16 protein-coding genes and 1 pseudogene are annotated in these 19,420 nt (G+C 65.3%); 13 read left to right on the forward strand and 4 right to left on the reverse strand.

Annotated features, from left to right (window positions below; translation table 11 throughout):
* The first annotated feature begins 21 nt into the window (after positions 1-21).
* From ACFYOW_RS19865 to ACFYOW_RS19890, 6 genes and pseudogenes are all read left to right on the forward strand, one after another.
* Positions 22-1,647: an acyl-CoA synthetase gene (locus tag ACFYOW_RS19865; RefSeq protein WP_387289812.1), complete on the forward strand. Its 1,626-nt coding sequence runs from the start codon at positions 22-24 to the stop codon at positions 1,645-1,647.
* Positions 1,648-1,787: 140 nt separating this feature from the next.
* A pseudogene (locus tag ACFYOW_RS19870) lies at positions 1,788-3,446 on the forward strand (acyl-CoA synthetase).
* Positions 3,447-3,579: 133 nt separating this feature from the next.
* The gene (locus ACFYOW_RS19875) at positions 3,580-4,143 is read left to right on the forward strand and encodes a hypothetical protein (RefSeq protein ID WP_387289814.1); all 564 of its coding nucleotides are present in this window, start codon (positions 3,580-3,582) and stop codon (positions 4,141-4,143) included.
* Positions 4,144-4,294: 151 nt separating this feature from the next.
* Entirely contained in the window at positions 4,295-5,740 is a 1,446-nt protein-coding gene (locus ACFYOW_RS19880; protein WP_387289816.1) for a PepSY-associated TM helix domain-containing protein, read from the forward strand.
* 209 nt (positions 5,741-5,949) lie between these two features.
* Positions 5,950-6,657 carry a hypothetical protein gene (locus tag ACFYOW_RS19885; RefSeq protein WP_387289818.1) on the forward strand — a complete coding sequence of 236 codons (708 nt, stop codon included), beginning with the start codon at positions 5,950-5,952 and terminating at the stop codon, positions 6,655-6,657.
* A 178-nt stretch (positions 6,658-6,835) separates the two neighbouring features.
* Positions 6,836-7,570 (forward strand): DUF6319 family protein, encoded by a 735-nt coding sequence (locus ACFYOW_RS19890; protein WP_387289821.1) that lies wholly within the window; start codon positions 6,836-6,838, stop codon positions 7,568-7,570.
* On the opposite strand, the gene ACFYOW_RS19895 is transcribed toward ACFYOW_RS19890, so the two are convergent.
* Genes ACFYOW_RS19895 through ACFYOW_RS19905 form a run of 3 tightly spaced genes read right to left on the reverse strand, consistent with a single transcriptional unit; the run spans position 7,567 to position 10,351 of the window.
* On the reverse strand, positions 7,567-9,138 hold the full coding sequence (locus ACFYOW_RS19895; RefSeq protein WP_387289823.1) for a diguanylate cyclase domain-containing protein: 1,572 nt from the start codon (positions 9,136-9,138) through the stop codon (positions 7,567-7,569). The two genes, ACFYOW_RS19890 and ACFYOW_RS19895, sit on opposite strands and share 4 nt — an antisense overlap.
* Positions 9,138-9,764: a hypothetical protein gene (locus ACFYOW_RS19900; protein ID WP_387289825.1), complete on the reverse strand. Its 627-nt coding sequence runs from the start codon at positions 9,762-9,764 to the stop codon at positions 9,138-9,140. Before ACFYOW_RS19900 ends, ACFYOW_RS19895 begins: the two co-directional genes overlap by 1 nt.
* Positions 9,761-10,351: a pyruvoyl-dependent arginine decarboxylase gene (locus ACFYOW_RS19905; protein WP_387289827.1), complete on the reverse strand. Its 591-nt coding sequence runs from the start codon at positions 10,349-10,351 to the stop codon at positions 9,761-9,763. Before ACFYOW_RS19905 ends, ACFYOW_RS19900 begins: the two co-directional genes overlap by 4 nt.
* A gap of 173 nt (positions 10,352-10,524) precedes the next feature.
* Here ACFYOW_RS19905 and galK point away from each other — a divergent pair, with 173 nt between their 5' ends.
* The 4 genes from galK (at position 10,525) to ACFYOW_RS19925 (ending at position 15,076) form a co-directional block, all read left to right on the forward strand.
* Entirely contained in the window at positions 10,525-11,661 is a 1,137-nt protein-coding gene (gene galK, locus ACFYOW_RS19910; RefSeq protein WP_387289830.1) for a galactokinase, read from the forward strand.
* A 139-nt stretch (positions 11,662-11,800) separates the two neighbouring features.
* Positions 11,801-13,507 (forward strand): sodium:solute symporter family protein, encoded by a 1,707-nt coding sequence (locus ACFYOW_RS19915; RefSeq protein WP_387290089.1) that lies wholly within the window; start codon positions 11,801-11,803, stop codon positions 13,505-13,507.
* A gap of 12 nt (positions 13,508-13,519) precedes the next feature.
* Complete coding sequence (locus tag ACFYOW_RS19920; protein WP_387289832.1) at positions 13,520-13,774, forward strand: hypothetical protein; 255 nt, start codon at positions 13,520-13,522, stop codon at positions 13,772-13,774.
* A 72-nt stretch (positions 13,775-13,846) separates the two neighbouring features.
* Positions 13,847-15,076: an epoxide hydrolase family protein gene (locus tag ACFYOW_RS19925; protein ID WP_387289834.1), complete on the forward strand. Its 1,230-nt coding sequence runs from the start codon at positions 13,847-13,849 to the stop codon at positions 15,074-15,076.
* On the opposite strand, the gene ACFYOW_RS19930 is transcribed toward ACFYOW_RS19925, so the two are convergent.
* Positions 15,073-15,693, reverse strand: a complete 621-nt coding sequence (locus tag ACFYOW_RS19930; protein WP_387289836.1) for a TetR/AcrR family transcriptional regulator — start codon at positions 15,691-15,693, stop codon at positions 15,073-15,075. The two genes, ACFYOW_RS19925 and ACFYOW_RS19930, sit on opposite strands and share 4 nt — an antisense overlap.
* 154 nt (positions 15,694-15,847) lie before the next feature.
* Between ACFYOW_RS19930 and ACFYOW_RS19935 the strand changes: the two genes are divergently transcribed.
* From ACFYOW_RS19935 to ACFYOW_RS19945, 3 genes are read left to right on the forward strand one after another with little or no spacing between them, the layout of a single operon-like run.
* Complete coding sequence (locus ACFYOW_RS19935; RefSeq protein WP_387289838.1) at positions 15,848-17,215, forward strand: flavin-containing monooxygenase; 1,368 nt, start codon at positions 15,848-15,850, stop codon at positions 17,213-17,215.
* Positions 17,216-17,225: 10 nt separating this feature from the next.
* Positions 17,226-18,365, forward strand: a complete 1,140-nt coding sequence (locus ACFYOW_RS19940) for a serine hydrolase domain-containing protein (protein ID WP_387289840.1) — start codon at positions 17,226-17,228, stop codon at positions 18,363-18,365.
* Positions 18,365-19,405: an NAD(P)-dependent alcohol dehydrogenase gene (locus ACFYOW_RS19945; protein WP_387290091.1), complete on the forward strand. Its 1,041-nt coding sequence runs from the start codon at positions 18,365-18,367 to the stop codon at positions 19,403-19,405. Before ACFYOW_RS19940 ends, ACFYOW_RS19945 begins: the two co-directional genes overlap by 1 nt.
* The last annotated feature ends 15 nt before the right edge of the window (positions 19,406-19,420 follow it).

Consider the following 19,420-nt stretch of genomic DNA (forward strand, 5'->3'; position numbering starts at 1 on the left):
TGCTGGTAGAGGTGGTCGACGATGAAGTTGGCGCATGCGCTGGAGGTTGTGAAGGCATTCGGGGTGCTGCGGGCGCGTGGGGTCAGCGATCCCAAGATGCCACTGGAAACCTTGCGGACGGTGAAGGAATCGCGGGTCTACGGGCCGCAGGCGACCTTGATCCGGCATTCGGCCCGCGTCGTGCCCAATGCCCCGGGGCTGGTCGACGAGCGCGGCGAACTGACCTACCGGCAACTGGACGAGCAGTCGACCGCGATCGCGCGCGGGCTGCGACAGGCGAATCTGACCGAGGGGTCCGTGGTCGGTGTGCTGGCCCGCGACCATCGCGGTCTCATCCTGGCCATGGCCGCGGCGGGCAAGCTCGGCGTGCGGGTCGCGCTGATGAATACCGGCTTCGCCAAACCGCAGTTCGCCGAGGTGTGTGAGCGCGAGAAGGTCAAGGCCGTCCTACACGACAGCGAGTTCCTCGGCCTGCTCGACGCGCTGCCGCCGAATCTGCCGCGCTATCTCACCTGGGTGGACGAGGGCACCGAATTGCCCGAGGGCGCACAGACTCTCGACGATCTCGTCGCCGCCAACTCGACCGCGGACCTGCCCGCACCGTCCAAGCCGGGCGGGTTCGTCATCCTCACCAGCGGCACCACCGGCCTGCCGAAGGGCGCACCGCGCAGCAAGGTGACCCCGCTGGCCACCGCGCAGATGGTGGACCGAATTCCGTTCCCGGTCAGGGGAACTCAGGTCATCGTGTCACCGATCTTCCACAGCACCGGCCTCGGCACCTACCTGGTGGCCTCCGCGATGAGCAATAAAGTGGTGGTGCGCCGCCGTTTCGACGCCGAGGCCACACTGAAGATGGTGGCCGATCACAAGGCCGAAATGCTGGTCGCGGTGCCGACCATGCTGCACCGGATGACCGAACTGGCTCCGGAGATCCGCGCCAAGTACGACACCACCTCGCTGAAATGCATTCTGCTCGCGGGTTCGGCGCTCTCGCCGGAGTTGTGCGTCAAGGCCACGCAGATCTTCGGTCCGGTCCTCTACAACCTGTACGGCTCGACCGAATGCGCCGTCGCCACCGTCGCGAACCCAGACGATCTGGCCATCGCACCGGGCACCGCCGGCCGCGCGCCGATCACCTGCGAGGTCCGGCTCTACGACGACAACGACAAGCAGGTCAACGCGATCAACACCACCGCGCGCATCTTCATCCGCAGCGGCGCGCCGTTCGAGGGCTACACCGACGGCAGGCATAAGCAGATCATCGACGGCTATATGTCCAGCGGCGATGTCGGCCACTTCGACGAGCACGGCCTGCTGATGGTGGACGGCCGCGATGACGACATGATCGTCTCCGGTGGCGAGAACGTCTTCCCGCAGGAAGTCGAAAACCTGCTGCTGGAGCGGCCGGATGTATTCGACGCGGCCGTCGTCGGCGTCGACGACGTGGAATTCGGCAAGCGCCTGCGCGCCTTCGTGGTCCCCGAGGCCGGCCACTCCCCCGACGGCGAGGAGATCAAGGCCTACGTCAAGGAGAATCTGGCCCGCTACAAGGTGCCGCGCGAGGTGATCTTCCTCGACGATCTGCCTCGCAACCCCACCGGCAAACTGCTGCGACGGGTGCTCGTGGAGTACGAAGTCAACGCCTAGGCCTGGGCCGTAAGGACAACTGAGATACGTGACACAGCGAGTCACAGATGCTTGCTATTGTTAGCGGCAGCACTGGATCTCGAAGTTGCGGTCCATACCACCCCCGGTCCCGGTGGGTGGACCGCGGAAGGCGTTGACGAATGTCCCTATCCCTGCCTGCGCTCAATGACTCCGTCCGGAAGGCGGGCGATTTCGCCCAGGGCGTGAATGTCATGGTCAAGCGGCGCTTGTTCAATCCGCTCCGACCCGATCACGCGGCACGGTCCGCGTTCAATGTGCTCAAATTCGGCCCGTTCGCCGGTGTCGTCATGCACGCGGCGCAGACCAGACCGGATGCGGCGGCCATCGTCGACGAGCGCGGCGAGGTGAGCTTCGGCGAGCTCAACGAGCAGTCCAGCGCCCTGGCGCGCGGGCTCGAAGCGCAGGGAATCAAGCCTGGTGACGTCGTCGCGCTGCTGGCGCGCGACCATCGGGGCATGGTGCTGAGCCTGCTCGCGACCGGCAAACTCGGCGTGCGCACGGTGCTGATGAATACCGGCTTCGCGAAACCGCAGTTCGCCGATGTGGCCGCGCGCGAGAACGTCAAGGCCGTACTGCACGACAGCGAATTCCTCGACCTGATGAGCGCGATCCCGGCCGAGATCCCCCGGGTGCTCACCTGGGTGGACGAAAAGGACAATGTCGATCCGTCGGTCTCGACCATCGAATCGCTGATCAAGGCCCGCTCCACCGCGCCGCTGCCCGCGCCCGCCAAGCCCGGCGGCATGGTCATCCTGACCAGCGGCACCACCGGCACGCCGAAGGGCGCGCCGCGCGACCGGGTCAGCCCGTTCGCCTCGGCCCAGTTCGTCGACCGGGTGCCGCTGCCCAATAACGGGACCATGATCATGGCAGCGCCGATCTTCCACGGCACCGGACTTTCCCAGTTCACCCTGGGCCTTGCCCTCGGCAACCGGGTGATCTTCTAGCAGCGCCGGTTCGATCCGGAGAAGGCGCTCGCGAATATCCAGCAGTACCAAGCGGATTCGCTGGTCGTGGTGCCGACCATGCTGCAGCGCATCCTCGATCTCGGCGACGAGGTGCTGGCCAAGTACGACCCGCGCACCATCAAGGTGATCTTCGCGGCTGGTTCGGCCATCGCACCCGACGTAGTCACCCGCACCCTCGACTACTTCGGCGACAGCCTCTACAACCTGTACGGCTCCACCGAATGCGCGGTAATGACCGTCGCGACCCCGGAGGATCTGCGCAAGGCCCCGACCACCGCGGGTAAGGCGCCGGTCGGCATCCGGATCGTGCTGCTGGACGAGAACCGCAAGCCGATCACCGAGCCGAATGTCACCGGGACCATCTTCGTGGACAACGGTTTCGCCTTCACCGGCTACACCGACGGCCGCACCAAGGAGATCGTGGACGGCATGATGTCCAGCGGTGACGTCGGGCATTTCGATGCCGACGGCCTGCTCTACATCGACGGCCGCGACGACGACATGATCGTCTCCGGCGGTGAGAACGTCTTCCCGCTCGAGGTGGAGAATCTGATCGCGGGCCGCGACGATATCTTCGAGGCCGCGGTGGTCGGCGTGGACGATCGCGAATTCGGAAAGCGGTTGCGCGCCTTCGTCGTTCCGGGTCCGGAGTCCAAGCGCGACGCGCGGGAGATCAAGGACTATGTCAAGGCGAACCTGGCGCGATACAAGGTGCCGCGCGAAGTGGTCTTCCTCGATGAGCTGCCGCGCAATGCGACCGGTAAGTTGCTGCGCAAGCCGTTGATCGAGATGGAAATCGACGCGGACTGATTCGAGGCCGAGCCGCACACCTGCGAATTCGCCAGGTGTGCGGCTTTTGCTTTTCTTCCAGCTGGAAACTCGATACATTCCGGCCGCCACTCGGGTGGGAATCGGCGGGTAATTCGTCGGTTATCATCAGCGCGTGAGTATCGAGTTCGGCCCGGCCGCTGCGGGGCATCGCAGCGCCGCCGCGCGGGTGCGCGGCGCATGTGCCGGTTCGATCTCCGGTGCCATATCCGTTGCGGCACACGGGTGGGCCGCCGATGGGATGCCGCCGAGCAGTACCACGCTCGCGCTCCTCGTTGCCGCTTCCGCGGTGGTCGGCGCACTGGTCGCCGGGCTCGCACCGCTGCGCGATACCTCGATCGGGCTGATCTCGGTGCTCGTCGCGGGTCAACTGCTCGGGCACGTCACCATGGGCTGGGGTTCGGGGCATATGCATCACGGCGATGCCCAGCTCACGCCCGGTATGGTCGCCGCGCACCTCGTCGCGGCCGTGCTCGCGGCTGTGGTGATCCGAGGTGCGGAGGCCGCGTATCGGATCGGTTGTGCGGTGCTGTCGCGGGTGCTGCCGATGCGGTATCACCCGCCCGCGATTCCCGGGCCGGTGCCGCTGCGCCTGACGCATCGCGATCGTGTGATTCTGCGCATATTCGCCGCGGAATCATTGCGCACCCGCGGTCCGCCGCTGGCGTTCGGTAGCTGATTTCCTTACCCGGTGCATGGGCTCGGCTCGTGCGTCGTCGTTTCGCGCAACAGCTGGTGAGATTTCGCAGTGTCATGCGAATTTCTCGCGAATCACGTTGTCGCGCGCCCGACAATTCCCGGGTTCTTCCGAACTCCAGAAACGAATAACCATGAGCATTACGGACACCAGTCCGCCGGATGCCGAATCGTCGGCTCCGGCAAAGGAAATACGGTCGCGCAACGGCCTCTATCCACTCGCGATGCGGTTGCATTTCTATGCGGGCATCTTCGTCGCACCCTTCATCCTGATCGCCGCGGTCACCGGAGCGCTCTACGCCATCTCCCCGACCCTGGAATCGATTACCTCGCACGACCTGTTGCAGGTCGAGGCGAACGGCGAGATGCGGCCGCTGTCCGAACAGGTCACCGCGGCCGTCGCCACCCAGCCGAATCTGCAGCTGGTCGCGGTGGCGCCGGCACCCGAGGCCGACGACACCACCCGCGTACTGTTCGACGATCCGTCGCTCGGCGAGTCCGAACGGCGTGCGGTCTTCGTGAATCCGTATACCGCGCAGCCGGTCGGCAGCGATGTGGTCTACGGCAGTTCGGGTGCGCTTCCGATGCGCACTTGGATCGATAGGCTGCATCGGGATCTGCACCTGGGCGAGCCGGGACGCATCTACAGCGAACTCGCCGCCTCTTGGCTGTGGGTCGTGGCGCTGGCCGGGCTGGTGCTGTGGATCCGTCGGGTGCGCGGACGCCGCAACCGCAACTCCGCCGCCTGGCTGCTGACACCGGACGGTTCCCAAAAGGGCCGCGGTCGTTCGATGAATTGGCATGGGGCCGTTGGCATTTGGATCATGCCGGTGATCCTGCTGCTGTCGGCGACCGGGATGACCTGGTCGACCTATGCCGGTGAGAACATCACCGAACTGCGCGAGCAGCTCAGCTGGACCACACCTGCCGTGAGCACCGCACTGCCGGGTGCGGCCACGCAGGAACACGCCGGCGGCGAGCACCACGGCGGCGGCCATACGTCCGCGCCGGTCGCTGTCCCGACCCGGATCGCTCAGCTCGACGGGGTTTATGCGGCGGCCCGCGCCAATGGCGTCACCCAGGGTTCCGAGATCGCCATTCCGGCCAAACCCGGCGCCGCATTCGCGGTGAAGGAACGGCGCATGCCCGGCACCTACACCGTCGATGCGGTCGCCGTGGACGGCGCAACCGGCACGGTCACCGACAAGCTCGCCTACGCCGACTGGCCGATCATGGCCAAGCTCACCAACTGGGGCATCCAATTCCACATGGGCCTGATGTTCGGGCTGCTCAACCAGTTGCTGCTGCTCGCGGTGATGATCGGGCTGATCGTCGTGCTCGTGCTCGGCTACCTGATGTGGTGGAAGCGGCGGCCGACCCGCGGTGCTTCGCGGTTCGCCATCGGACGCGCACCACGTCGCGGCGCATTGCGCCAGACCTCGCCGTGGCTCGCGGTGCCCATCGTGGCGGCCGCGCTGGTTGTCGGCTGGTTCGTACCGCTGGTCGGGCTGAGCCTGGTGGCGTTCCTCGGCGTCGACATCATCGTGGGCCTGGTTGTGGGCAAGCGCGCCACCGCCTAGTACCGCGGGGTGTTCCCGCACACCGATTCACGTGCCGCGCACGTGTCATCACGCCGCCAGGTCATGCGCGGCGGGCGAGAGCGCGCGGGACGCAGCAACTGGGACTGCCGGGGCGTGAGGGGCTCCGGCAGTTACCAATTCGACCTACCGAAGGTCAGAGGTACGGCCGTTGTATCGCCATGCCTCGAACAGACAGGATTCACCATCTCATGAAGATCAATAATTTCGCCTTGGCCGCCGCGTTCATGACGACCGCGGTGGGGATCGCCGCTGGCGCGGGCTCCGCGGAACCGATCGAGGCCGCCGACCCGATCAACTTCACCGCCCAGGCCACCGACACCCAGTCGATCATCACCACCGATTCCGGTTCGCTGGTCGTCGAGGAGGGCGCGCTGAAGGTCAAGGCCGCCAACGGAACAACCGTCGCGGGCACGCCGCTCACCTTCCGGGTCGACGAATTCGAATTCCCGGTCGCAGCCGAAATCGCCGATAACACAGCAACTCTCACGCCGCAGCTCGACATCGCGCGCGCGACCTACAAGCCGGTCGCACTGCCGTATGAGGACAAGGCGCCCTGGAAGACCGAATATGATCGCGAACAGGCCGCCTGGTCCCGCATGACCAGCACCATCGGCATGGGCGCCACCATCGGCACCCTGGTCGGCGGTATCGGCGGCGGCGCAATCGGCTGCGTACTCGGCGGTATCGCCGGTGCAACCGTCGCCTCGGCCACCATCGTCGGCCTATTCGGTCCGTTCATCCCCGCCGCCGCCGTCGGCTGCCTGGGCGGCATCGTCGCCATCGGCGCACTAGGCGTACTCGCAGGCCAGATCCTCGTGACCGCCCCGGTCGCCATCGGCGCCTCACTCCAGTACCTCACCACCGTCAACCAGCCCTTCACCCCACCCTCAAAATAACCAACAGTCAGGACGATTGCTGCGTGTTCGCTGGGGTTTGGAGTTTTGGCTGATCCTGGGTGGATTCGGTGGTGGCCTGTGTATCTGTCGGTGGTGTGCGGCATCATCTGTGCACGCAGCCATCCACGAATACCGCTCGGAGTTCACCATGCCGTCCCCACGAACGAAACCACAGCCGTTGTCGGACACTGAGATTCAGCAGATCGCCACGGACATCGCCGGCGGCCGCCCGCCGATGGTGTGGTTCACCGCGGCCGCGGTGGGCGTGCCGGAGGGACGGTCCGGCAAGGTGGTCGAGATCGGTGATCGATCCGAAAGTGACTTCCTGCGGGTCAAGCCGACCGGATCGAAGGATGTACTGTCCTTTTCTCCGACCGAAGTCACGTTGACCAAGCCGCCACGGGATAAGGCGGCAACCACAAGCCCTGCCCAGCCGAAGTCGACAACCAGGAAGGAATCCACTGTGACCCAGCCGTCGACCTTGACGAGCACCGCGACACCGGCCCCCCGGCCGGCCCTGAGCCCGACCCCGCCCGCCCCGGCCCCGAAACCCGCTGCCGCCGTGGCGGAACCGGCCAAACCCGCGACACCCGCAGGCGCGGCCAAGCCCGCGGCGAAGGCCACGACCGCCGCGCGGAGCAAGGCGAAGGCGCCGGAGGTCACGGTGACGCTCACCGGTACCGCGGACGGCGAATGGTCGGTCGATGTTGTCAGCGGCAAGAAGAAGTCCGTGCGCGGTCTGCCGGTGACCAGCTCCGCGGTGGCGCAGGCGGCCAAGGTGTTGCATCCGGAGGTGGCCGAGGTGGTTGCCGGAATCCTGGAGGCGGCCCGGGTGGTCCAGGAGTCCAAGGTGCAGCAGTTACAGGCCGAGTTAGAGGAAGCCCGGCGACTGCTCGACGAGCTCTCGGACTAGACCGCGGTGCTGGCGGATTTACCGTTGGCGTTATGGGAGCGGCCGCTCGGGCGCCAGATCCGGCGTCCCGAGTCGGCGGTGTTGTGTCGCGGTTCCGCACCGTGGCGCAGATCGTCGTGGAAGGCGTAGCCGAGCGAGTACTCCTTCGCGTGGTACATCGCCGAATCCGCGTCCCGGATGAGGTCGTAGATGGTGTCGTCGGAGCTGCGTGGGCTGCCGCAGGCCAGGCCGACGCTTGCGGTGATCGGAATTTCGCCCGCGCTCAGCTCGAACGGCCGAACGAAGGCGCCGAGTAGTCGCTCCGCGAGCATGGCGGCCTCCTGTCGATCCAGCGGTGCGAGCACCACGAATTCGTCGCCGCCGTAACGGGCCACCACGTCGTCGCGCCGGATGATGTGCCGGATCCGGGATGCCGCATTGGCGATCAGCTCGTCGCCGACCGCGTGGCCGTAGCTGTCATTGACCATCTTGAAGCCGTCGAGATCGATGAACAGCAGACACACCGGCTGCTCGATCCAGTGCTCCTGATTGCGATTCAGCGCGCGCAGCAGCGCGGACCGGTTCAGCAAGCCGGTGAGCATGTCGTGATCGGCCTGGTACTGCGCACGCCGTTCACTGCGCGCACTGCGGACAATCGCGCGCTCGCTGCGCACCAGCACGCCGATGAGCAGCAGCGCGCACAGTGACGAGACCACCACCCGATCGAGGGTGTCCAGAATGGAGCCGACCACCGGAATCAGCGAGGCCACGATCAACGCGACGGCGATGAAGCTGGCCCGCTGCCGCGAGTGGTGCGGGTGGATGTGCCGTGGCGCACCGAGACTCGCCATGGTCGGATGCAGCGCGGCGGCACCGACGATCGGATAGGCCACCAGCAGCGGCACCAGCAGCAACTCGTGAGCGACGGGTGCGCGACCGACGGCGTCGAGGCTGTACCCGAAATCGCCGATCAGCACCGCGATCAACCCGACGTGCAGCAGACGCAGCGAGGTCTCCGAACGGGTCGCGGTCGCCATCGAATGCGCGACCAGGGTCAGCAGCAGGGCATCGAGCACCGGATAGGTCGCGGCCACCACAGTGTTCGCGGTGGTCTCGTGCGACTGCAGGATCGGTGAGATCAGAAACGTCCACGAGGCCAGCAGTGCGCCGAGTCCGATGAGCGCCGAGTCGAGCAGCAGATCGTAGTTGGGCCGGGCCTGGCGCGGGCGCAACCACAGCGCCGCGGCCACCCCGGTGCCGAAATAGCCTGCGAGAGTGAACAGGTCGTCGACCGGGTGCAGCGCGTGGCCGTCTACCTCGCGGATGGCCGTACCCACCGCGAACAGCACGGCCGAGGCCGAGAGCAGATACCAGGGCACCGGCCGCGCGGGACGATATCGCCGCAGGCCGATATAGATCATGGTGAGCGCGCCGAGCACCACGGCGGCCATGGTAAGTAGCGACAACGGCCGGACGTCGATGCAGAGCAGCACCGCGAGACCGATTGCTGTCAGCGCGAGAAGTACTGTGCACCACCGCATTTCGAGGCGGTGCCGAACGATGGTCGGCTGCTCTTCGCGGACGGTCATCAGCCCCCCTTGGTCGCTCCATCCCCAGTGAACCGCGCCGCGTAGTAGGTCTGTGAATCCTCCACCGCGACTTCGACGTTCGCCTCTTGCTCATCGAGCACCGCTCGAATGCTGTCGGCGAAGGAAAACCGAGTGTTGTTATACGAGCAGATGTCCCAACCGACCGCCGCGCGCTCGGCCACCAATACCTGGACAACTGATTTGATCATGGCATGAAACGCCGCCCCTTGTCGGGCACTTGGCGCAACAAGGGTGAAACCCGCGTAGTAGATCGCATCGCGCGCCGCATATTCGGGATAACGGGCGGCGAAATACTCCGGACTGATCCACGGGACGGTCTCTAGATGTTTGGTCAGCGTCGTCACGCCGATGGGTTCGCCGGTCGCGGTGCGCGCGACGTGTTTGGCGACCCGTGGGTCGATCATCTCCTCGCGGAATTCCGATCGATGCAGGACCTGCCTGGCAATGGCCTTGGTACGCAGGGGTCCGAAGGCCTCCTCGTACAGCAGGTGGAACATGTCGATCCGGTCGTCCGGAATGGTCGATTCGATCGTTACCTTCAGCTCAGGCAGCCCACCCGTCGCCCGACCACCACCCCTCATGGAATCGCTGCGCGATGCTGTCATTGTCGACCCCACGGTGTCGTGTGGTACGCCGCGAGCACCAGCGCGCAGGTCGGCGTGCCATCGGAGCGGGCCTCGGTGGTGCAGAGTTGAATCGGGCCGAAACGTTGCGGCCGGTTGCGGGTCATATCGGTCAAACTCGCGCGAATCAGCGTCGCGACCTGCGCGGCCGTCTCGGCCTCGTGCTCGACGAAAAGTCCGGCGCCGGAACCGTCGTCGCGCAGTACCCAGCCGATGCCCGCGCCCGCGCGCTCGCCCGCCGTATTCGCATGCTGCGCGGCGTACACGCAGTAGAGCCGATCGCCCCAGGGAATCGGCTTGCGGACGCGACCGTTTCGGACCAGAACGGCGCGCGGTGGAATGACCGATGACAGGCGGATCAAGTTGGCATCACCTACTCCCAGGTCACGCAGTGCCGCATCGAAGGCCGACATAGCTGTCGGGCCGACCCCCGTCGCCGCGCCGATCTCGATCGTCAGTGGAGCTCCGGAGTCACGCTGATCGCCGCGGTCCGGCCTGCCCATGGGCGGGAGTAGTCGATCGATCCACTGCAGCCCGAGTAGGCCGCCGCGTGGGGTTGTCTGAATCATAATGCCCTCCCGTAACCATCGGCCGGATTTTTTAGGCCGGTATTGCGTCAAAACCGACTGTGCGTCAAGACGATCGATCACGCATCCGAGCGGGGTGAAAGACGTGCTCCGGAGGCGTGTCTCGTAGGGTGTGGTGCCCAGGGTCGCTGGGATGACATGCGTGGGCACTGGCAATGCGACGAAGCGAGGAATTCGTGCCGAAGTGGGTGGCGCCGGGGCGGGTCAACATCATCGGTGAACACACCGATTACAACGACGGTTTCGTGCTGCCCATCGCATTGCCGCTGGTAGTCGAGTGTCGGGCGGAAGCGCGAACCGACGGCCGGGTCCGGGTGGCCTCGCGCCAGCGACCGGGTGAGACGGTGCTGGTCGCGGTGAGCGAGCTTGCCGCCGAACGGGATCGGGTGCCCGGATGGTCGCGGTATCCGCTGGGCGTCGTGTCCGAATTCGCCCGGCGCGGATATGCCCGCGACGGCATCGACCTGGAGTTGGACGGTGCGGTGCCGATCGGCGCCGGATTGTCGTCCTCGGCGGCACTGTCGTGTGCGGTGGCGGTCGCGCTGCGAGATCTGTTCGCGCCCACCGTCACCGATCGGGAGTTGATCGACCTGGCCCGCGCCGCCGAGAACGACTACGCCGGGGTGCCGACCGGACTGCTCGATCAGTCCGCATCGATTCTGTGCACGGCGGGGCATGCGTTGTTCCTGGATGTGCGGCGGTTGGTCGCGCACGACGGTGTCGCGCACGAACAGATTCCGTTCGATCTCGATCGATTCGGGCTGGAGCTGTTGGTGATCGATACCGGACAGCCGCACGCGCTGATCGACGGTGGTTACGCGCGGCGGCGCGCCCAATGCGAGGCGGCCGCCGCGGCACTCGACGTACCCGCGCTGCGTGATATCGAATCACCGGCGGCTGTGGACCGCATCGGCGATGCGGTATTGCGCCGGCGGGCACGACATGTGGTAACCGAGAATGCGCGAGTGCTCACGATTGCCGAAAAGTTGCGAGGTGGTGCGGATCCGCGCGAGATCGGGCCGATCCTGACTGCGGCGCACGAGTCGCTGCGCGATGATTTCGAGGTTTCGACACCGGCACTGGACGCCGCGGTATCCGCCGCGCTCGAGGCCGGGGCGCACGGCGCGCGCATGGTCGGCGGCGGGTTCGGCGGCAGCGTGATCGCGCTGGTCGATCGGGACGACACCGCAGCCGTCGCGGACGCGGTGCGAGATCGGTTCGCGCGATCGGGTTTCGAGACACCGCGCACTTTCGTGGTCGTACCCGGTGCGGGTGCGCACCGCATCGCTTGAGCAATCGTCCAACTTTTGTGCGTGAATGTGCCACGCGCGTGCGGCACAATCACGCACAGTAGAACGCGAGACGTCCGGTTTCATCGCCTGGAGGGACGACGCTGTGCCGCTTGCCGATTCGACCGTTTTCACACCGGCGCTGGACGCCGTCTCGGTACAAGCCGAGACGACACTGCGCCTGGACGCGCAGCCCGTCGACTATGCGCTGGTAGCGCTGTATTTCGTCTTCGTGATCGGTATCGGCCTGCTGGCCAGGCAGCGGGTCTCGTCGAGTATCGACTTCTTCCTGTCCGGACGATCGCTGCCCGCCTGGGTGACCGGTCTCGCCTTCATCTCCGCCAATCTGGGCGCGGTCGAGATCATGGGCATGTCGGCCAACGGCGCCGAATACGGCTTCCCCACCTTCCACTACTTCTGGATCGGCGCGGTGCCTGCCATGCTGTTCCTCGGCGTGGTGATGATGCCGTTCTATTACGGCTCCAAGGTGCGCAGTGTGCCGGAATTCATGCGGCGGCGCTTCGGCACCGGCGCACATCTGGTGAACGCGTTGAGCTTCGCGGTCGCGCAGGTGCTCATTGCCGGGGTGAATCTGTATCTGCTCGGTTCGATTCTGAATGTGCTGCTGGGCTGGCCGCTGTGGGTGTCGGTGATCGTCGCCGCGGTGATCGTGCTCTCCTATATCACCCTCGGCGGATTGTCCGCGGCGATCTACAACGAGGTGTTGCAATTCTTCGTGATCGTCGCCGCGCTCTTGCCGCTGACGCTGGTCGGTCTGCACAAGGCCGGTGGCTGGGATGGGCTGCGGGACAAGGTGACCGCTTCACCCGGCGGTGGCGCGCAGTTGGAATCCTGGCCGGGCAATGCGCTCAGCGGTTTTTCCAATAACTTCCTTTCGGTGGTCGGCATCGTCTTCGGCCTCGGATTCGTGCTCTCGTTCGGCTACTGGACCACCAACTTCGTCGAGGTGCAGCGCGCACTGGCGACGCACTCGATTTCGGCCGCGCGGCGCACCCCGATCATCGGCGCGTATCCGAAGATGTTCATTCCGTTGATCGTGGTGATTCCCGGCATGATCAGCGCGGTGCTGGTACCGCAGATGAGCGAGTACAAGGCGGCGGAGACGGCAGGTTCGAACTACTCCGGTGATGCCACCTATAACCAGGCGCTGCTGTATCTGATGAAGGATGTGCTGCCCAACGGGCTGCTCGGCGTCGGGCTCGCCGGATTGCTTGCGGCATTCATGGCGGGTATGGCGGCCAATATCTCCGCCTTCAATACGGTGTTCAGCTATGACCTGTGGCAGCAGTATGTGCGGCGGGATCGGCCGGACGGGTACTACCTGAACGTCGGTCGACTGGCCACGGTCGGCGCGACTGTCGCGGCGATCGGAACCGCGTTCATCGCAGGCAATTTCAGCAATATGATGGATTATCTGCAGACGCTGTTCAGCTTCTTCAACGCTCCGCTGTTTGCGACGTTCATTCTCGGTATGTTCTGGAAGCGGATGACGCCGACGGCGGGCTGGATGGGGCTGGTCTTCGGAACCGCCTCGGCCATTGTGGTTTTCATCCTGCACAAGTCCGGCGTCTTCGAATTGTCCGGCCAGGGTTCGAGTTTCGTCGCGGCCGGGGTGGCGTTCGTCGTGGATATCGTGGTCAGCGTGGCGGTTACCCAGGTGACGCAGTCGAAGCCGGATGCCGAACTGGTCGGGCTGGTGTACTCGGAGACGCCGAAGGAACTGCGGCACGATCCGGACGAGGCGCATCTGCCCTGGTATCAGCGGCCGGTGCTGCTGGCGGGGATTGCGCTGGTGCTGGTCATCGTCCTGAATATCATTGTCGGATAAGGAGGCCGGTCGATGCTTTTCGATATCCGCACCATTGTCGGCGCGCTGCTGGGCAGTTATGCCGTCGTTTTGGTTGTGACCGGACTGGTTCATGACACCGGGGCCGAGGAAGCCAAGACCGGCGGAGTGAATGTGAATCTCTGGGCCGGCCTCGGGATGGGAGCGGTGGCGCTCGCCTTCCTGGTCTGGGTGTTGTTGCGGCCGGTCGCGGTGCCGACCAAGGCGGACGCGCCTGCCGGGGAGGAGGATTCCCCTCCCGAGGCATGACTCGGGCTCGCGATTTCGCCAGTGCTACGGTCGAGGCATCCGAGATTCGCGAAGCGGTTGCAGGAGAGATCTTTGAGCCACGCCGACCCGTTCCCGCTCCAGCCGACACCGATTCAGGTACCCGATGCGGTGCTCGCCGATCTGCGGCAGCGGCTCGCGCTGACGCGCTGGCCCGACGATGTGGGCAATGACGACCGCTACTACGGCGTAGACCGCGGCTACCTGCAAGAACTCGTCGAGTACTGGCAGCACGAATACGACTGGCGCGAGGCCGAAGCCGCGATCAACGCCTATGACAACTACCTCGTCGACGTCGATGGCGTTCCGGTGCATTTCCTGCGCAAGCCCGGTGTCGGCCCGAATCCGATACCGCTGATCCTCACCCACGGCTGGCCGTGGACGTTCTGGCACTGGTCCAAGGTCATCGATCCGCTCGCCGATCCCGGTGCGTACGGTGGCGACCCCGCCGACGCCTTCGATGTGATCGTGCCGTCTTTCCCCGGTTTCGGCTTCTCCGGTCCGCTGTCGAAGCATCCGGATATGAACTTCTGGAAGGTCGCCGACCTCTGGCACACCTTTATGACCGAAACGCTCGGCTACCCGAAATACGCCGCAGCAGGGTGCGATGTCGGCGCGTTGGTCACCGGTCAGCTCGGCCACAAATACGCCGATGAGCTGTACGCCATCCACATCGGTTCGGGCCAGAAGCTGACGCTGTTCAACGGTGACCGAGGCTGGGACCTGACCGGCGGGCGTCCCATTCCGGACGGCCTGCCCAAGGATGTCTACGACCGAATCATCGAGCTGGAGCACCGTTTCGGCGTCCACCTCGCGGCGCACGTCCTCGAACCGAGCACCCTGGCCTTCGGCCTCTCCGATTCACCCGCGGGCATGCTCGCCTGGATACTCCAGCGCTGGATGGCATGGAGCGACAACGGCGGCGATATCGAAACCGTCTTCAGCAAGGATGAACTTCTCACCCACGCGATGATCTTCTGGGTCACCAATTCCATCGGCACCTCGATCCGCACCTACGCGAATAACAACCGGTACCCCTGGACACCGTCCCACGATCGCGACCCCGTTATCGAGGCCCCCACCGGCATTACCTTCGTCGGCTACGAGAATCCCCCCGGCGTCACCACCGCCGACCGCGTCGAGCACTTCCGCGCCAGCGACCGCGGCCCTTGGTACAACCTCGTCAACCTGACCGCCCACGACAAGGGCGGCCACTTCATCCCTTGGGAAATCCCGGACCTCTGGACCCAGGACCTTCGCCGCACCTACCGCGGCCGCCGCTAGGCGGGGGCTTGCAGGGCCGGAAACCAGATGTCGGTGAGGACTTCGGCGGCCTGGTCGGCGGTGACATCGATGGTGCCCTGCATGGCCCAGCGGGTGAAGAAGCGTTCCAGTTGGGCGACAAGGAGTTCCACGCGTAGGCGCGCCTCGTCGCGACGGTCCTCGGGCCAGCGGGCGAGGTAGGAGGTCATGGCATTGGGCAGGGCCAGGATGCCGCGACTGGCGATTTCGCGGAATTCCGGCTCCAGTGCGGTCGCCTCGTCCCAGGCGGGCAGCAGGTCCTTGTATTCGTGGAACCAGGCGATGGCGCGAGTCACCCAGTCCACGAATTCCGCGCGGGAGCCGGTGTCGAGTACCCGGTCCAGATCCTCGTAGAAGTGCAGTGCGGTCGGCGCGGTGCTCTGTTCGGCGATGGCGCGCAGGATCTCCAGCTTGCTGCTGAAGTGCAGGTAGAAGGTGGCGCGGCTGCAGCCGACGGCGGCGGCGATGTCGTCCACCCGGACCGCCGCGTAACCCCGTTCGGTGAACAGCGCCTTGGCGCCGTCCATCAGTCTGGCGCGGGTCTGCAGCTTCTGTTCGTCGCGCAGGCTCAGTCCGGGCGGGTTCGATTTGGTCGGCATGGTAGACATCATGTCATTCACTAGACACCAAGTCTAGCCAGTGCTAATTTGTTGCCTACGTCACTCCACGTGCCGCAGGCGGCGCGGGATGGTTCGCCGCACCGGATCCGGTGCCGCCCACGTGACGGCAATCCTTCGGACGAGGACTACGGAATTGACTCACAGCAATCTGCCCCGGGTATGCGTCATCGGCGCGGGCCCCTCCGGAATCACCGCCGCAAAACGCCTGCAGGACTTCGAAATTCCCTTCGAGGTCTTCGAGGCGAGCGATGAGGTCGGCGGCAATTGGTATTTCAAGAATCCCAATGGGATGTCGGCCTGTTACCAGTCGCTGCATATCGACACCAGCAAGTTCCGGCTCGCCTTCGAGGATTATCCGGCGCCCGAGGAATGGCCGGACTTCCCGCACCATTCGCAGCTGTTCCAGTACTTCAAGGATTACGTGGACCATTTCGGCTTCCGCGACAGGATCCTGTTCAATACCAAGGTCACCGCGGCGGAGCGGCAGGACGACGGCAGCTGGCTGGTCACCGCGAGCGATGGCCGCACCCGGGCCTACGACGCGCTGATCGTCTGCAATGGCCACCACTGGGATCCGCGCGTTCCGGACTATCCGGGTGAATTCGACGGCGTGCTGCTGCACAGTCACGCCTACAACGATCCGTTCGATCCGGTGGATATGCGCGGTAAGAAGGTCGTGGTGGTCGGCATGGGCAACTCCGGTCTGGATATCGCCTCGGAACTGTCCCAGCGCTTCGTCGCCGAAAAGCTCACCGTTTCCGCGCGGCGCGGGGTCTGGGTGCTGCCGAAATACGTGAACGGGAAGGTCGGCGACAAACAGAGTGTGCCGCCCTGGATTCCGCGCAAGGTCAGCCTGAAGCTCAAGCAGCGCTTTGTGCGCAAGTTCCGCGGCGATATGGAGTTCTACGGACTGCCGAAACCGGATCACAAACCGTTCGAGGCACATCCGTCGGCGAGTGAAGAGTTCCTGCATCGCGCGGGCTGCGGCGATATCGCCTTCAAGCCGGCCATAACCGCCCTGGAGGGGCCGCAAGTGCGCTTTGCCGACGGCAGCACGGAAGAAGTGGACGTAATCGTCTGTGCCACCGGCTATCACATCAGCTTTCCGTTCTTCTCCGATCCGAAGCTGGTGCCGGACGAGCAGAATCGCATCCCGCTGTTCAAACAGATGATCAAGCCGGGTGTGGACAATCTGTTCTACCTCGGTCTGGCCCAACCGCTGCCGACACTGGTGAATTTCGCCGAGCAGCAGAGCAAGTTGGTCGCGGCCTATCTGACCGGCAAGTACCTGCCGCCGTCGGAGACGGAGATGACTGCCGAGATCGCGGCGGCCGAACAGCGTCGCACCGGACGGTATTACAACTCGCCCCGGCATACGATCCAGGTGGAGTTCGAGCCCTATGTGCGCGATATGAATCGGGAAATGGCAAGGGGCGCAAAGCGAGCCGCTGCCGCCGGCAATGCATTGCCGGTGCCCGCCAGGGCGCTCGAGAACGCGTGAGGGCGCCGCGATGACGACATCAGGATTCTGTACCGGCGAATTCGCGGGTGTGCGAAAAGAATTGGCCGACCAGATCGCTTCGGGTGAGGAGCTCGGCGCATCGATCTGCGTGACCGTCGACGGCGAACCGGTCGTCGATATCTGGGGCGGGCACCGCGATCTCGAGCGGACCGTGCCCTGGACCGAGGACACCCTGGTCAACGTCTTCTCCATCAGCAAGACCATGACCGCGCTGTCGGCGCTGCTGCTGGTGGACCGGGGCGAGCTGGATGTGCAACAGAAGGTCGCACACTACTGGCCGGAATTCGCCGCGAACGGCAAGGGCGATATCGAGATTCGCCATCTACTCGGCCACACATCCGGAGTCTCGGGGTGGGAGCGGCCGATCGAGCTGGCCGATATCTACGACGCCGAGGCGGCGAGCGCGCGGCTCGCGACCCAGCCGCCGTGGTGGGAACCGGGCACCGCATCGGGCTATCACGCACTGAACTACGGGCATCTGGTCGGCGAAGTGATCCGTCGAATTACGGGCCGAACCCTCGGCCAGTTCTTCGCCGACGAACTCGCCGGACCGCTCGATGCCGATTTCCATATCGGCACCGCGCCGGAAAATCATCACCGCATCGCACCACTCGTCCCGCCGCCGCTGCTGGAATTCGATATGGCCACGCTCGATCAGGACAGCATCCTGGTCAAGACGCTCACCAGTCCCCTGCTCGATATTCCGGAGGCCAATAGTGCCGCATGGCGCAAGGCCGAGATCGGCGCGGTGAACGGACACGGTAATGCGCATTCGGTGGCGGCGGTGCAGTCGCTGGTCGCCTGCGGTGGCGAGCTGCGCGGCCGAAGGTTGTTGTCGGAGAAGACAATCGATCTGATCTTCGAACAGCAGTCCGACGGCGCGGATCTGGCGCTGTTGCTGCCGTTGCGCTTCGGCCTCGGTTACGGACTTCCCCAGTCGCAGACCGCGCCGGAGGTGCCCGACGGGAAGGTCTGCTGGTGGGCCGGATTCGGCGGCGCCATCGTGGTCAACGATCTCGATCATCGAGTCACCTTCGCCTACACCATGAACAAGATGGCGCCGGGACTCATCGGCTCCGATCGTGCGAATGCCTATCTGCGCGCGGTATTTTCGGTGGTGCGCGGATGATGCGGGCACTGCAGCTCACCGAACCCGGTGTGCTCGAACTGCGCAAGGTCGCGGTGCCGGCGATCGGGCCGACGGATCTGCTGCTGCGCGTCGGTGCGGCAGGCATCTGCCATTCCGATCTGCATGTGCTGCATATTCCGTTCAAGATGCGCGAGGATCCGCTGACGCTCGGACACGAGGTGGCGGGCACCATCGAGGCGGTCGGCAGTGATATCGACGGTCGGGTGGTCGGTGAGCGCGGCATTGTCTATCTGTGCTGGTCGTGCGGCGTCTGCCGAGAGTGTGTGGGCGGCAATGAGAATGTGTGCCTCGCCGCCGGGCGCACCGCCATGCCGCCGTGTCCCGGACTCGGTCCGGACGGCGGTATGGCCGAGTACATCCGCATCCCCGCAAGCTCTTTCGTGCCCGTCGGCGAGCTGGATTTCCTGCAGGCCGCGCCGCTGGCCGATGCGGCGCTGTCCAGCTATCACGCCATCGACGGCGCGCGCGAGCAGTTGTACCCCGGTTCGGTCGCGGTGGTCATCGGCATCGGTGGACTCGGCCATGTCGCGGTGCAGATACTCACCGCGACCAGCGCGACGCAGGTGATCGCCGTTGACGTGAGCGAGGACAAACTCGCCCTGGCCGCTCGCTGCGGTGCGGCCGAGGGTCTGCTCTCCGGCGCCGATACCGCGCGCGAAATCTTGGATCGCACCGATGGTCGTGGTGCCGATGCGGTCTTCGACTTCGTCGGTGTCGATGCGACCGCCAGGCTGGCGGTGGAATCTGTTGCCCCCAATGGCGCGTACCGCATGATCGGGCTCGGCGGTGGCGCACCGGAAATTACGGCTGGACCGGCGGGCGGTCCGGGCTGGCCGTGGGGCGCTTCGATCCGAAAGTCCTACGGCGGCACCAAATCCGACCTGATCAACTCCGTTGCCCTGGCCCAGTCGGGTCGGCTGACCGTCGAAACCGAACGCTTCGATCTGGCGGACGGTCGCGCAGCCCTCGACCGACTGGAGCGCGGGCTCATCACCGGCCGCGCCGTACTGGTGCCCTGAACCCACAAGGAAGTG

The sequence above is a fragment of the Nocardia sp. NPDC006982 genome, assembly GCF_042869435.1.
Classification (GTDB): Bacteria; Actinomycetota; Actinomycetes; order Mycobacteriales; family Mycobacteriaceae; genus Nocardia.